This window comes from Rathayibacter sp. PhB179 (assembly GCF_004345345.1).
In the GTDB taxonomy this organism is placed as follows: domain Bacteria; phylum Actinomycetota; class Actinomycetes; order Actinomycetales; family Microbacteriaceae; genus Rathayibacter; species Rathayibacter festucae.
In genome coordinates, this window is sequence record NZ_SLVD01000004.1 from 20,801 (window position 1) to 34,751 (window position 13,951).

Consider the following 13,951-nt stretch of genomic DNA (forward strand, 5'->3'; position numbering starts at 1 on the left):
CGTCCCTCCTCGAAGGAGCACCATGTCCAACCTCGTCGTCCCCGCCCCCGCCGCCACCGCAACCCCGGCCGAGACCCGTCCGAAGAAGCCGCGCGCCGGAGTCGTCGCCTCGCGGCGCGCCCGCTGGGGCTGGGTCTTCGTCGCCCCGTTCGGGATCTTCCTCGTGGTCTTCCTGATCACGCCGCTGATCTACTCGTTCATCCTGAGCCTGCAGAACAAGACCGTCGCCACCGGCAATCAGTGGGTCTGGTTCGCGAACTACGCCAAGGCCTTCTCGGACCCCCTCTTCCTCGAGGGCGTCTGGCTGGTGGTGCGCTTCGCCCTCATCCTGATCCCGATCCAGATGCTGGTCTCGCTGATCGCCGCGCTGATGCTGGACGCGCTCACCTCGCGGTTCTCGCGGTTCGCCCGGCTGATGATCTTCGTGCCCTACGCGGTGCCCGCCGTGATCGGCGCCCTGATGTGGGGCTTCCTCTACAGCCCGTCCTTCGGGCCCGCCACGGAGGTGTTCGGCTGGCTCGGTCTCGACGCGCCGAACCTGCTGGGCAAGGACTCGATCTTCGGCAGCCTGGTCAACGTCGTCACCTGGCAGTGGGCCGGCTACTACATGATCATCATCTACGCGGCCCTGCAGGGCATCGACCCCGCGGTCTACGAGGCGGCACGCCTGGACGGCGCGAGCGCGATCCAGACGGCGCTGCGGATCAAGATCCCGATGATCTCCTCCTCGATGGTGCTGATCCTCGTCTTCGCCCTCATCGGCACGCTGCAGTTCTTCACCGAGCCGCAGATCCTGCGCTCGCTGGCGTCGGGCTCGATCGACGCGTCGTACACGCCGAACATCTACGCGTACACGCTCGCCTTCTCCTACAACCAGTTCAACTACGCCTCCGCGATCTCCTTCGCGCTGGGTCTCGTGGTGTTCCTCGGGTCCTACCTGTTCCTGATGGCCACCAAGAAGAGGAACGGACTCTCATGAGCACCCTCTCGCTCGCCCCCAAGCGCGACCGCGTCCAGCGACGCGACGACGCCGTCCGGGCGCGGAGCCGCCGCGGCGGCCGCCAGCTGCTCCCGCACGTGATCCTGCTCGCCTTCGTCGTCTACTTCGCGCTCCCGTTCTGGTGGCTCGTCGTGGCCTCGACCAAGGACCAGGTCGGCCTGTTCTCGGGCACCGTCAGCCCGCTGTGGTTCGGCGACTCCTTCGAGTTCTTCACCAACATCGGCTCGCTGTTCACCTACTCGAACGGCCTCTACTGGAAGTGGCTCGGCAACTCGTTCCTCTACGCCTTCGCCGGCGGACTCGGAGCGACGGTGCTGTCGGTGCTCGCCGGCTACGGCTTCGCGGCCTACGCCTTCAAGGGCCGCAACGCCTTCTTCTCGCTGGTCCTGGGGTCGGTGATGGTGCCGGCGACGGCCCTGGTCATCCCGCTGTTCGTCATGTTCAGCACCGCCCAGCTCACCAACACCGTGTGGGCGGTCATCCTGCCCTCGATGCTCAACCCGTTCGCCGTCTACCTCATGCGCGTCTACACGCAGGACGCGGTGCCGGAGGAGATGCTGGACGCCGCCCGGATGGACGGAGCCGGCGAGATCACGGTCTTCTTCCGCGTCGCCCTGCCGCTGCTGCGCCCCGCACTCGTGACGGTGCTGCTGCTCTCCGTCGTCGGGACCTGGAACAACTACTTCCTCCCCCTCGTGATGCTCTCGAACTCGCAGCTCTTCCCGGTCACCGTCGGACTCGGCACCTGGCAGACCCAGGCGTCGGTCAACACCGGCGGCCAGTCGCTGTGGAACCTCGTCATCGTCGGCGCCCTGATCTCCGTCATCCCGCTGATCGTCTCGTTCCTCACCCTGCAGAAGTACTGGCAGGGCGGACTCTCCATCGGCTCCGTCAAGTGACGCCGACCGCCGCCGGGACTCCCGCATCACCGCTCACCTCAGCACGATCCAGAAAGGCTCTGCCATGACCGACGCCTCCCGCGCCGTCTCCCCGCCCGCGACCGCGCGCATCTCCCTCGACCCGGCCGCGGTGGTCGCTCCCGTGAATCCGCGGCTGTTCGGCTCGTTCGTCGAGCACCTGGGCCGCTGCGTGTACGACGGGATCTACGAGCCCGGGCACCCGACCGCCAATGAGGACGGCTTCCGCCTGGACGTGGTCGAGCTGGTCAAGGAGCTCGGCTCGACCACGGTCCGCTACCCCGGCGGGAACTTCGTCTCCGGCTACCGGTGGGAGGACGGCGTCGGACCCCGCGAGGACCGCCCGCGCCGCCGCGACCTCGCCTGGCACTCCCTCGAGACCAACGAGGTGGGCCTGGACGATTTCGCGAAGTGGGCGAAGCTCACCGGCAGCGAGATCATGTACGCCGTCAACCTCGGCACCCGCGGCGTCCTCGAGGCCTTGGACGTCCTCGAGTACGCGAACGGCAAGGCCGGCACGTTCCTCGCCGACCAGCGGATCGCGAACGGGTCGCCGGAGCCGCACGACATCCGCATGTGGTGCCTGGGCAATGAGATGGACGGCCCCTGGCAGGTCGGCCACATGAACGCCGACGACTACGGCAAGCTCGCCTCCCGCACCGCCAAGGCCCTCAAGATCGCCGACCCCTCGCTCGAGCTCGTGATCTGCGGCTCGTCCGGCTCGTCGATGCCGACCTTCGGCGAATGGGAGCGGGTGGTCCTCGAGCACGCCTACGACGACGTCGAGTACGTCTCCTGCCACGCCTACTACCAGGAGTACGACGGCGACCTGGGGTCGTTCCTGGCGTCCTCGCTCGACATGGAGTACTTCATCTCCACCGTCGCGGCGACCGTCGACCACGTGAAGCACAAGCTGAAGAAGTCGAAGGACATCAAGCTGTCCTTCGACGAGTGGAACATCTGGTATCTCAAGGAGCACCAGGAGGAGGAGGCCGCCCTCGCCGCCGCCGACACCAGCGGTGCCCGGGAGTGGCCGTACGCGCCGCGGCTGTTGGAGGACGTCTACTCGGTCGCCGACGCGGTCGTGCTCGGCAACCTCATGATCACGCTGCTGAAGAACTCCGACCGGGTCACCTCGGCGTCGCTCGCGCAGCTCGTCAACGTGATCGCGCCGATCATGACCGAGCCGGGCGGAGCGGCCTGGCGGCAGACCACGTTCTTCCCGTTCTCCACCACCGCTCGCCTCGCGTCGGGCTCGGTGCTGCGGCCGCGGATCGAGGTCGGGTCCTACTCCACCTCGCGCCACGGTGACGCGCCGCTCGTCGACTCCGTCGCCACGCTGGATGACGGTCGCGCGGCCGTGTTCCTGGTGAACCGCTCGACGACCGACGCCCTCGAGGTCACGGTCGACGTGAACGGCCTCGGCGTCTCCACCGTCGCCGAGGCGGTCGCCCTCTTCGACGAGGACGTCTACGCCAGGAACACCAAGGACGACCAGAACCGCGTCGGCCTCAAGCCCGTCGACGCCACGCTGGTCGACGGCGTGCTGGCGCTGACGCTGCCCCCGGTCTCCTGGACCGCCGTCTCCCTGACGGCGTAGCGGACGGACCGGGTGGGTCTCGATACGCGGGCCTGCGGCCCGCTACTCGACCAGCATGAAAGGCGAGCTGCGCTCCCTGTTCTTACGGGCGCGGGCGCTCCATGCTGATCGAGTAGCCCGCGCAGCGGGCGTATCGAGATCCCCCACCGCAGGCACGTCGGCCACCGGGTCTCGATACGCGGGCCTGCGGCCCGCTACTCGACCAGCATGAAAGCTGCGGTCCCGCTGCTCGACCAGCATGAAAGCTGCGGCCCCGCTGCTCGACCGGCAGGGGAGCACGAACTGCCGCGGCGGCCGGTCAGTCCCGGTAGCCCTCGATGATCTGGCGGGCGAGGGTCGTGATCGGCGTGGAGGTCGAGCGCGAGCGGGAGCGGAGGATCTCGAAGGCGCGGTCGACGGTGGTGCGCTGGGAGTAGGCGATGATGCCCTTCGCCTGCTCGATCAGGACGCGGCTGTCGAGGGCGCGCTGCAGCTGCTCCTGGGTGACGGTGCTCTCGCGGAGCGCGCGCTGGTGCAGGATGCCGATCGTCGCGACGTCGGCGAAGGCCTGCACGACGGCGATGTCGTCGGGGTCGAGGGTGCCGGTGCCGGCCTGGAAGAGGTTGAGCGAGCCGATCGTGGTGCCCCGCGAGCGCATCGGCACGCAGTGCGCGGCCCGGACGCCGAGGTCGCGCGAGCGGGTGCGGAACTCGGCCCAGCGGTCGTCGACCGCGAACGTGTCCGGCACGATGACGGGGCGCCCGGTGTCGTAGCACTCGATGCACGGGCCGGCGGTCTCGAGCTGCAGCAGCTCGATCAGGCGGGTGTCCTCGTCCGTCGAGGCGAGCACCTCGAGCGTGCCCTCGGGGCTGGCGAGCACCAGGCCCGCTGAGACCGCGTCGAAGAGGGTCGCGCTGCTCTCGACGAGCGTCTGTGCGAAGTCGACGACGTCGTAGTCGTCGATGAGCGTGTCGGAGAGGGCCACGAAGGTCGCGATGACGCTCCGCTCGCGGGAGTTGATCACCATGAGTCGTCCTGAACGGTGAGCGGGCGGTCGGGGAAGCCGTCCTGGCGGGCGACGATGTCCTGGGCGACGTCGACGAGGGGGCGGTGCTGGGCGAACGCGTGGGCCCTCAGCAGCACGAGGGCGTCGTCCGAGTCGATGCGGTAGCGGGCGATGATCATGCCGGTCGCCTGGTGGACGACCCTCCGGGACCCGGGGTTGCTGCTCACCTCGTCCGCGTCGTCGTGGAGCACCGCGGCGAGCACCCGGAGCGAGGTGGCGGGCGACTGCGCCGAGATCTCGGTGAGCGCGGCGTCGTCGAGGGTGATCGGGGCGCGGGTGTAGAGGTCGACGGCGCCGATCGAGAGCCCGGCGAAGGTGAGCGGGAAGGCGAACACCGAGCGCACGTCGAGGGCGTCCACCGCCTCGGCGAAGAGCGGCCAGCGCACGTCGGTACCGGTGTCGAGGAGGGACACGGGGGCGCCCGCGGCGATCGCGTCCCAGCAGGGGCCCTGGCCGAGGTCGAGCTGGATCTCGTCGAGCCGCGCGGCCGTCGGGTCGCTGGCGGCGATCGTCTCGCCGCCGAACGTGCGGCCGAGGGTGGAGATGGCGACGCCGTCGATCGGGTACCCGCGCAGATACGGGTCGCAGAGGACGGCGGAATCGGTCATCGCGCCTACCCTAGCCGCCGCGGTGCCGGGACGCGCGGGCCGGAGCGACGAGGCGGCCGCCGGCAGCGTCGACGCTTCGGCGTCGGCTCCGCGCCGTTCAGGCCGCGTCGGGTGTGTCGTCGTCCTCGGCGTCGTTCGTGAGGATCGTGATCGCCGTGAACGGGGTGATCAGGATGAGTGCGGTGCTGGCGCGGCCCTCGCCGTGGTTCACGGCGAGCCACTGCGGGGTCTCCGCGGCGAGGGCGGCGTCCACCTCGACCCGGAACTGGGCGGCGGTGCGGTCGCTCACCGTGTAGGGCGCTCCGTCGTAGAGGATGTCGAGCCGGCGCATCAGTGCGCCTCCCGGTCGAGCGTGCGGACGTGCTCGGTGTCGGGCTCGGCGACGACGTAGAGGCCGCCGGCGGAGTTGGCGAGATCGGTGAGCGCGGCGATCCAGGCGGGGTTGATGCGGGGCATCCGCCCGCCGAAGTACTTGTAGCGCAGGCCGACCGCGGGGTGCAGCCAGATGGCGCTGCGGCCGTCGCCCATGCTGTGGTCGTCGCGCCAGCTGAGCAGGAAGGACTCGTTGCGGCGGAGCTTCGCGGTGATGACGATCTGCAGGTGCGCGAGCACCCGGTCCTCGAAGTCGATCTCGACGGATCCGTCGTAGAACAGTTTTCCCATCGCCGTCTCCAGCCTTCGTCACAGCCGGCGGGCGCCCGCCTGTCTGCCACCCTTCTCCAGATCGACGGCCCTGACAACCCCGATCGATCCTCGCCACCGTCCCGTCTCCTCCTCGATCTGTCAAGGACCTCCCCGGGGGCGGGGACCTCGACCGAGCATGGTCGACATGAAGCACATCCTCTTCGCGGACAAGACGATCCTGCTCGGGGACGACGCAGCGGACGCCCTGGTGGCGTACGCGGTCGCACTCGGCGCGAACCGCACGGCCGACCGGGTCGAGTACACGGGGATCGGGGCGGACGGCGCGACGATCCAGGTGTCGTTCCTGCTGAACTCCGGCGCGTCGCTCGTCTCGGAGACGACGCCGTCCGAGTTGCCCGAGCCGGACAACCACGAGGAGGTGCAGCGGATCCGCGCGCGCACCGAGGCGCTCGTCGGGTCGCACCCGGTCCAGCCGGGCGACGGCGGTCTGACCTCGGACTTCGACGTCGAGAGCGCTCTCGACTACTGAGCGGTTCCTCCCGGTCGAGGGCTGATGAGAAAGGAGTCGACATGGTCTGCGAGTTCCCGGTGTGGGTGCACCTGGCCCGGAAGACGCCGGTGCGCGCGGCCGTGCGGGGCCGGGTCTACGAGATCGGCGCTCCCGAGCGCCCGGACGGCGAGGTGCTGCTGACGGTCTGGACCGGAGGGCGCGCTGTCGGTCAGGTGCTGGCGACGGAGCCGCCGGTCTTCCGCCGCCTCGGCCCGCGGGCCGACCCTGAGCCGCAGCCCGTGAGCGGCATCCCCGACCTGCTGGAGTGCGCGGCCGGGCTGCGTTAGACCGAGCGGGTCCGGGTGCGTGCCGGTCGAGTCGCCCCGCCGGGGCGTCTCGAGCAAGGGGGGGATCTCGATACGCCCGCTGCGCGGGCTACTCGATCAGCATGGGGCGGGCCGCTGCGCGTGGCACTCGGGGCGCGTGTCGGCGGCGCCGCGAGATGCCACTTGTGAGCGCGACACGCCGAGGAATGCGTGCACAAGTGGCATCTCGCGGACGGGGGAGGGGCGTCACTGCCAGAGGACGATGCGGTGGCCGGCGACGTCGGCCACCAGCGCGCGGGTGTCGTAGAGCGCCTCGAGGTGCGGGGCGGTGAGGACCTCGGCGACCGGGCCGTGATGGGCGATGCGGCCGTGGCGGACGGCGACGATGCGGTCGGCGAACCGGGCGGCGACGTTGATGTCGTGCAGGACCACGACGATCGTCATCCCCCGCTCGTCGGCGAGGCGGCGCAGGAGCTTCATCAGCACGACGCCGTGGCGCGGGTCGAGGTTGTTCAGCGGCTCGTCGAGGAGGAGGTGGTCGGTGTCCTGCGCGAGCGCCATCGCGACGAAGGCGCGCTGGCGCTGGCCGCCGGAGAGCTCGTCGAGGAAGCGCTCGCGGACGGCCGAGAGGTCGAGGGCGGCGATCGCGGCGTCGACGTGGGCGCGGTCCTCGGGGGAGGTGCCCCGGCCGCCGTGCGGGAAGCGGCCGTAGGCGACGAGGTCTTCCACGCTCAGGCGGATCGCGACGTGGTTGTCCTGGCGGAGGATCGCCAGGCGCCGGGCGATGTCGCGGGAGCGGGTGGTCGCGACGTCGAGGCCGTCGACGCTGACGCTGCCGGCGGACGGCTTCACCAGGCGGCCGATGGTGGCGAGGAGGGTCGACTTGCCGGAGCCGTTCGGGCCGATGATCGCGGTGAGGCCCGCCTCGAGGGCCAGTGTGACGTCGTCGACGGCGACGACGCTCCCGTGCCGGGTGGTGACGGCGGTGGTCTGGATCATGTCAGCGGGCCCTTCCGGTGAGCACGAGGAGGAGGAAGAGGAGGCCGCCGGCGAACTCGATGACGACCGGCAGCTCGGTGCCGAAACCGAGCACGCGGTCGAGCACGAGCTGGCCGCCGACGAGGGCGACCACTCCGACCGCGACCGCCGCCGGAATGCTGCGCAGGTGCCGGTGGCCGACGACGGTGTAGGCGACGTTGGCGACGATCAGGCCGAAGAAGGCGACCGGGCCCACGAGCGCGGTCGAGGCCGCCACCATCACCGCGACCGCGACGATCACATGCATCACGGTGTGGCGGTGCTCGACTCCGAGGGAGACGGCGGTCGCCTCGCCGAGCGCGAGCACGTCGAGAGAGCGGCGGATCGGCCAGAGGGAGGCGATCGCCGCGGCGACGAGCACGCCGGTCGGCAGCAGCAGCTCCCGGTCGACGGAGGTGAAGCTCGCGAAGGTCAGGTTCTGCACGACGGCGAAGGTGTCCGGATCGAGGAGGCGCTGCAGGAAGCCGGTGACCGAGCGCAGCAGCACGCCGAGGACCAGGCCCGCGAGCACGATCACGTGCAGATCGAGCCGGCGGCGGACGAAGAGCCAGGAGTAGAGGGCCGTGACGACGCCGACCATCAGCACCAGCTCCACCAGCCAGGAGGCGAGTGGCGGCGCCGACACCAGCAGGGCGGGGCCGATCGCGAAGGCGGTCACCACCTGCAGCAGCAGGAACACCGCGTCGAAGCCCATGATGCCGGGGGTGAGGATGCGGTTCGCGGTGACGGTCTGGAAGAGGACGGTGCCGACTCCGATCGCCGCGGCCGCGATCACCATACCGAGAACGGTGCGGGTGCGCAGGCCGAGCGCGTACTCCCAGCGGCCGGGCAGATCGGTGACGAGGTAGAGGGCGACGACGGCGACGGCGATCGCGGCGAGGAGCACCAGGTGCGGGCCGGGGCTGCGCAGGGCCGCCGGGCGGAGGGCGCGGGCGGCGCGGCGGGGTGCGAGGGCGGTCACGCGGCGGTCCTCCGACGGGCGGGCCCGATCAGCAGGCGGAGGAAGACGAGGCCGCCGAGGATCCCCATCACCAGGGAGATCGGCAGCTCGAACGGGAAGCGGACGGTGCGGGCGACCAGGTCGCAGGCGAGGACGAGGGCCGCTCCGAGCAGGGCGACGAGCGGCACGGAGCGGCGCATGGTGTCGCCGACGAGCCGGCTGACGAGGTTGGGCACGATCAGGCCGAGGAAGGGCAGGGCGCCGGTCACGACGATCATCACTCCGGTGACCGCGGCGATGATGACGACGCCGGTGAGCATCACCGCGCGGGTGTCGAGGCCGAGGCCGCGCGCGGTGTCCTCGCCGAGGGCGGCGACGGTGAAGCGGTCGGCGGCGATCCAGGCCACGGCGGCGGCGGCCGCGGCGACGTAGAGCATCTCGTAGCGGCCGCGGAGGATGCCGGAGAAGTCGCCGATGCCCCAGTTCAGGAGCTCCTGCTGGGTGTCGGTGCGGTAGGCGAGGAAGGTGGTGGCGGCGCCGATCACTCCGGAGTAGAGGAGGCCGACGACGGGCACGAGGACGCTGGAGCGCGCCGGGATGCGGCGGGACAGTGCGAGGAAGCCGAGCACGCCCGCGAGGGCGCCGACCGCGGCCAGCGCCGCCTTCGCTCCCATCGGCAGCGCAGGGGCGAGCAGGAGGACTCCGAGCAGAGCGAGGGTCGCGGCGTCGGTCGCGCCGGTGGTGCCGGACTCGACGAGGCGGTTGCGGGTGAGCAGCTGCAGGATCAGGCCGGTGACGGCGAACGCCGCGCCGGCGAGGATCAGGGCGAGGGTGCGGGGGAGGCGGCTCTCGACGAGGACGAACGCGTCGAGCTCGGCGACCCCGAGGAACAGCGAGAGCGTCGCGAGGGCGGCGACGAGCGCCACCCCCGCGACGGTCAGCGCGCGGACGGGAGGACGGACCACGCGGGGAGCGCTCAGCTCTGCATCGCGTCGTGCACGCTCTCGAGCACGTTCTGCACGGCGGTGAGGCCGTTGATCACGATGTACAGCTCGCTCGCGGGCAACTGGACGATGCGGTCGTTCTGCGCGGCGGGGGTCTGCGCGACGAGGGCGTTGTCGAGGGTCGCCTCGGCGGTGCTCGCGGCGCCGGTGGCCGCGCCGCGGTCGAAGGCGAAGATCCACTCGGGGGCGGCGGTGAGGAGGAACTCGTTGGTGACGGTGTCGCCGTGCGGGGATCCCTCCGTGCCGGGCAGCTCGGCCGCGGCGACGGCGGGGGTGAAGCCGAGATCGTCGAAGAAGTAGCCGAAGCGGGAGCCCTCGCCGAAGGCGCTGTACTCGCCGCCGGAGACGGAGAGCACGAGGGCGCTGCCGTCGGCCCGGTCCTCGATGGTCGCGGCGAGCTGCTCGGTGGCGGCGGCCTGGGCGGCGACCTCCTCCTCGCGGTCGAAGATCTCGCCGAGCTGGGTGGCTCGCTCGAGGGCGGCGGCGGGGTCGAAGGTGCCGGCGTAGCTGCCGGTCAGGTCGATCGTGGTGGCGATCTCGGACAGCTCGTCGTACTGGCCGGTGCTGCGCGCGGCGGTGACGATGAGGTCGGGCTCGAGCTCGGCGACGGCCTCGAAGTCGGGCTCGAAGAGCGTGCCGACCTTCGGCAGGTCGGCGTACTCGGCGAGGTACTCGGGCAGGGTCGCGTCCGGGATCGCGACGACCGCGTCGCCGGCACCGATGGTGTGCAGGGCGAGGGTCGCGATGTCGAAGGTGACCACGGCGGAGGGGGACGCGGGGACCTCGACGGAGGTGCGGGCGACGGCCGTGTCCTCCTGGTAGGACTGCTCGCCGTCCTCCTCGACGAGGGTCAGCGTGGGCTTGGCGTTCTCGACGACGATCGTGGCTGCGGCGGCGTCGCTCGGGGCGGCTCCGGAGGCGCCGGACGAGCAGCCGGCGAGGGCGACGGAGGCGGCGGCGAGACCGGCGATCAGCAGGGGGATGCGAGAGCTGGATGTGCGATGCATGAGGGTAGGCTAGCCTAACTCTCAGTAAGGGTGGCCTCAGTTCTGGCGGTGGGCGGATCTACTTGGAAGAGACGCCCGCAGACATGTTGGTCGAGTAGCCCCGCAGGGAGGTATCGAGACCCGCCCACCTAAGGACGTCGGTCTGTTCCCCGCCCTGCGCTGGCGCCGGAGGCGCCCCCTCCGCCCGATACGCCCGCTTCGCGGGCTACTCGATCAGCATGCAGGGGCCGCTGTGCGGGCTGGTCGGGGTCGCGAGATGCCACTTGTGAGCGCTTTTGACGGCGTGTCGGCCGCACAAGTGGCATCTCGCGGGAGCGCAGGGTGTCGCGTTGTCGCGGCAGGGTGATCAGTGGTCTCGGCGTGGTCCTCGGGGTGACGAGGGGCGGGTCGTCAGGTTCGATCCGACAGAGAACGCTATGAGACCGATGAAGAGGTAGTTGGCATGTGCTTCTCCCTTCGGGCCCTCGAGCGTTCCCGTCTGGATGAGCCACGCCAACACGCCGAACCACACCGCGAGAGGGGCGAGGGCGAGGGCTGTGCCGAGCTTCGGCCCTGCTCTCCCGGACAGGGCGCCGAGACCGAAGAGGACGGCGCCCACTGCGACGAGCATCACGTTATTGCTCTAGCAATCCCTGGTCCACGGCCACCACACGCCCGCGGGCCCTCCGAGTCCGACGACGTAGTGAATAGAGATGCATTTGCCGCCGGCCACTTGAGACGTGCCAATGGCGGCAACCGTCGTGCAAGCAACCGAAAGCAGTCTGGCGAACGGCACGGGCGACTTGCTTAGTACGCCAGCGCAGGCCCCATAGCCGCCCACTGCCGTGAAGCTCTCTTGCCTGTTCAGGTGAACTTGGATGTACAGGCCAAAGAAGTCGACAGTGGGGTCGGCGACGACGGGGAAAGCCGCTTCCGCGGTGTCGATGACCTGAGTCAGTGTGGAGCCTGATATCTCGTAATGCGTGGAGAGCGAGCGTCCCAGAGCGTCGACCGCCCACGGCGCTTCGATGCCCCCTATGAATTCATCACCCTCCGAGATGCTCACTGATCCGTTATCGAGAAGGAGAAGCTGGGTGTCGCTCCCGAAGGTCCAGTGTGGGTGGTCGTTCGTGGGGGTGCGGAGGACTGCTGAGAATCGCGTCGCGCCTTCCCTGGGATGACTGATCGCGTAGGTGATGGATTCGTCCTCCACCGTTGCGAACTGTTCCGACTCGGAGATTGCGGCGTCGTCCGAAGCACCCAGAGTGACCGACAGGTCTGCGCCCTCCACCGCGACGGTCGGGCCGTCGTCGCCGGCGTGAACAGCGGGCAGCTGGGCGTCGGCCGGAGTCGATGACCCGACAGCGACGGTCTCAGCCCTCTCGAGAACGTCTGCGACGGAGTACGTGTCCGCGTTCGCGACGCTCGGTAAGCATGTCGATATGAGGACCGCAGTCACGGCGGCCGCGGTCGACCCGAATGTGCGTCTAGCTTTCATTTCTTGTCCTTCTCTCTACTGGGTCAGGTTGATCCAGGTGCTGGGATCGACGAGAGGGCGGAGGTATTCACTCCTCGATCGAGATACTGGCGACAGGTGGTGTGTTCACAGCACGGCTCAACCCGGGTCGAGCGGACGCCGAGCCGATTCAGATACTTGTGATGAAAATCAAGGCACTTCATGCCGCGACGCGTCATTCGAGTAGTTCACCGCCATCGGTGATCTGGACAAGAAGTGTGCGCCTGCGAATCGATTTCTGAATTGTATCCATGCTTGTGGATGGGCATCTGAATAGGAATGTCCACCGGACGCCAGCCGGTTCCTTTTCGTGACTCAGTTTGGTCGGTATTGGGCGGCTCCTTCAAGACCTGGCGCGAGACCGGTAGTTTTTCGGCGCGGAATGTCCGTTGGCAAAAAATTCTGGCTCACGTGGGTCTCGATACGCCGCTGCGCGGCTGCTCGACCGGCATGAGGAAGGCCCGGGAGCAGCGGAGGTGGAGGTCCATGTTGGTCGAGTAGCCCCGGAGGGGAGTATCGAGACCCGGCGTGCTCGGCTGGGCGGGTCTGCAGGCTGGAGTTCTTGCCTGGGAGGATCTCGATACGCCCGCTGCGCGGGCTACTCGATCAGCAGGGAGGGGCCGCTTCGCGGGCCGCCCGGTCAGTGTGATCGGGCCCGCGAGATGCCACTTGTGTACGCGACACGCCGAGGGATCCGTGCACAAGTGGCATCTCGCGGTGACGTCAGAGGTCGATCGTCAGCTCGGAGGCTGCGGCTCGGGAGACGCAGGGGTACATGACGGGGGAGTCGGGGGACGTCGTCAGGGAGTCGCGGTGGTCGACGGGGCCCGCGAGGACGGGGATGGCGCAGGAGCCGCAGACGCCGCGGAGGCAGGAGCCGGTGACGGGGATGTCGCGGGAGGTCAGGGCGTGCAGCATCGACTGGCCGGCGCCGACCTCGACGGAGACGGCGGAGCGGGCGCAGTGCACGGTGAACGGGGCGTTGGGGCGGGCGGCGACGGGCTTCGGCTCGAAGCGCTCGAGGTGCAGGCTGCCCGCGGGCCAGGCGGACATCGCGGCGGCGATCGCGTCGAGGAAGCGGGCGGGGCCGCACGCCTGCACGGCGACTCCGGGGCGGGGCTCCGCCAGAAGCGCGGGGAGGTCGAGGCGGCCGCGGAAGCGGAGGGAGGCCGGGATTGCGGAGGACGGGGCCGGCGTGTTCGGATCTGCGGAGTCGGGGGCCGCAGAAACCGGAGCCGCGAAGTTCGGGTCCGCGGAGTTCGAGGCCGGGGAGTCCGGGGCCGGGGTGTGCACGGTGACGCGGTCGCCGAGCGCGGCCAGCTCGCGGCGGAACGGCAGGTGGGCGGCGCTGCGGACGGCGTAGTGCAGGCTCCACGGGGCTCCGTCGCGGTCGAGGCGCTGGGCGAGCGGAAGGATCGCGGTGATGCCGATGCCGGCCGCGAGGAGCAGGTGCTCGTCGGCGCTCGCCGGCGGGAAGAGGGAGCGCGGCGGGCGGACGTGCACGGTGGCGCCGACGCGGAGGAAGTCGTGGAGGTACATCGAGACGCCGCGCGAGCGCTCCTCGCGGAGGACGGCGATCCGGTATCGGCGGCGGTCGGCGGGGTCGCCGCAGAGCGAGTACTGCCGCTCCTGCCGGGTGATCAGCTGGACGTCGAGGTGCGCGCCCGGCTCCCACTCGGGCAGGTCGCCGCCCGCGGGGTCGGCGAGCTCGAGCGCGACGACGCCCTCCGCCTCCGGCACGATCGCGGTGACGACGAGCGGGATCCGGCCCGCGCGGTCGCTCACGCCGGCACCTCGATCAGGCATCGCGGCGCCGCGCCGGGACCCGCTGCGTCA

Annotated in this window: 15 protein-coding genes; 5 read left to right on the forward strand and 10 right to left on the reverse strand. The window is 70.2% G+C overall.

Features of this window, described 5'->3' with window-relative positions:
• Positions 1-22 precede the first annotated feature (22 nt).
• The 3 genes from EDF43_RS09740 to EDF43_RS09750 all read left to right on the forward strand — a co-directional run bounded on the left by EDF43_RS09740 (position 23) and on the right by EDF43_RS09750 (position 3,517).
• Positions 23-979 (forward strand): sugar ABC transporter permease, encoded by a 957-nt coding sequence (locus EDF43_RS09740; RefSeq protein WP_123737625.1) that lies wholly within the window; start codon positions 23-25, stop codon positions 977-979.
• The gene (locus EDF43_RS09745) at positions 976-1,899 is read left to right on the forward strand and encodes a carbohydrate ABC transporter permease (protein ID WP_123444558.1); all 924 of its coding nucleotides are present in this window, start codon (positions 976-978) and stop codon (positions 1,897-1,899) included. The genes EDF43_RS09740 and EDF43_RS09745 overlap by 4 nt, the downstream gene beginning before the upstream one ends.
• 64 nt (positions 1,900-1,963) lie before the next feature.
• Positions 1,964-3,517 (forward strand): alpha-L-arabinofuranosidase C-terminal domain-containing protein, encoded by a 1,554-nt coding sequence (locus tag EDF43_RS09750; protein WP_132436507.1) that lies wholly within the window; start codon positions 1,964-1,966, stop codon positions 3,515-3,517.
• A 298-nt stretch (positions 3,518-3,815) separates the two neighbouring features.
• Here the strand turns inward: EDF43_RS09750 and EDF43_RS09755 are convergent, their stop codons facing one another.
• The 4 genes from EDF43_RS09755 to EDF43_RS09770 all read right to left on the reverse strand — a co-directional run bounded on the left by EDF43_RS09755 (position 3,816) and on the right by EDF43_RS09770 (position 5,833).
• Positions 3,816-4,523, reverse strand: coding sequence for a GAF and ANTAR domain-containing protein (locus EDF43_RS09755; RefSeq protein ID WP_132436509.1), 708 nt, complete (start codon positions 4,521-4,523; stop codon positions 3,816-3,818).
• Positions 4,517-5,170: a GAF and ANTAR domain-containing protein gene (locus tag EDF43_RS09760; RefSeq protein WP_127887769.1), complete on the reverse strand. Its 654-nt coding sequence runs from the start codon at positions 5,168-5,170 to the stop codon at positions 4,517-4,519. Before EDF43_RS09760 ends, EDF43_RS09755 begins: the two co-directional genes overlap by 7 nt.
• Before the next feature lie 97 nt (positions 5,171-5,267).
• Complete coding sequence (locus EDF43_RS09765) at positions 5,268-5,501, reverse strand: hypothetical protein (RefSeq protein ID WP_132436511.1); 234 nt, start codon at positions 5,499-5,501, stop codon at positions 5,268-5,270.
• A complete protein-coding gene (locus EDF43_RS09770) occupies positions 5,501-5,833 on the reverse strand; it encodes an ATP-dependent DNA ligase (RefSeq protein WP_132436513.1) in 333 nt (110 codons plus the stop codon). Before EDF43_RS09770 ends, EDF43_RS09765 begins: the two co-directional genes overlap by 1 nt.
• 166 nt (positions 5,834-5,999) lie before the next feature.
• Between EDF43_RS09770 and EDF43_RS09775 the strand changes: the two genes are divergently transcribed.
• On the forward strand, positions 6,000-6,344 hold the full coding sequence (locus tag EDF43_RS09775) for a hypothetical protein (protein WP_123706266.1): 345 nt from the start codon (positions 6,000-6,002) through the stop codon (positions 6,342-6,344).
• Positions 6,345-6,385: 41 nt separating this feature from the next.
• Positions 6,386-6,652 (forward strand): hypothetical protein, encoded by a 267-nt coding sequence (locus tag EDF43_RS09780; RefSeq protein ID WP_123737631.1) that lies wholly within the window; start codon positions 6,386-6,388, stop codon positions 6,650-6,652.
• Positions 6,653-6,877: 225 nt separating this feature from the next.
• Here the strand turns inward: EDF43_RS09780 and EDF43_RS09785 are convergent, their stop codons facing one another.
• The 6 genes from EDF43_RS09785 to EDF43_RS09810 form a co-directional block, all read right to left on the reverse strand.
• Positions 6,878-7,630, reverse strand: coding sequence for an ATP-binding cassette domain-containing protein (locus EDF43_RS09785; RefSeq protein ID WP_123737632.1), 753 nt, complete (start codon positions 7,628-7,630; stop codon positions 6,878-6,880).
• Between the two features lies 1 nt (position 7,631).
• On the reverse strand, positions 7,632-8,630 hold the full coding sequence (locus EDF43_RS09790) for an iron chelate uptake ABC transporter family permease subunit (RefSeq protein WP_243646270.1): 999 nt from the start codon (positions 8,628-8,630) through the stop codon (positions 7,632-7,634).
• A complete protein-coding gene (locus EDF43_RS09795) occupies positions 8,627-9,574 on the reverse strand; it encodes an iron chelate uptake ABC transporter family permease subunit (RefSeq protein ID WP_243582183.1) in 948 nt (315 codons plus the stop codon). Before EDF43_RS09795 ends, EDF43_RS09790 begins: the two co-directional genes overlap by 4 nt.
• An 11-nt stretch (positions 9,575-9,585) precedes the next feature.
• Positions 9,586-10,620, reverse strand: a complete 1,035-nt coding sequence (locus EDF43_RS09800) for an ABC transporter substrate-binding protein (RefSeq protein WP_132436515.1) — start codon at positions 10,618-10,620, stop codon at positions 9,586-9,588.
• Positions 10,621-11,242: 622 nt separating this feature from the next.
• Positions 11,243-12,097 (reverse strand): hypothetical protein, encoded by an 855-nt coding sequence (locus EDF43_RS09805; protein WP_123737634.1) that lies wholly within the window; start codon positions 12,095-12,097, stop codon positions 11,243-11,245.
• Positions 12,098-12,838: 741 nt separating this feature from the next.
• Positions 12,839-13,900: a PDR/VanB family oxidoreductase gene (locus tag EDF43_RS09810; protein WP_123737635.1), complete on the reverse strand. Its 1,062-nt coding sequence runs from the start codon at positions 13,898-13,900 to the stop codon at positions 12,839-12,841.
• Positions 13,901-13,951 lie beyond the last annotated feature (51 nt).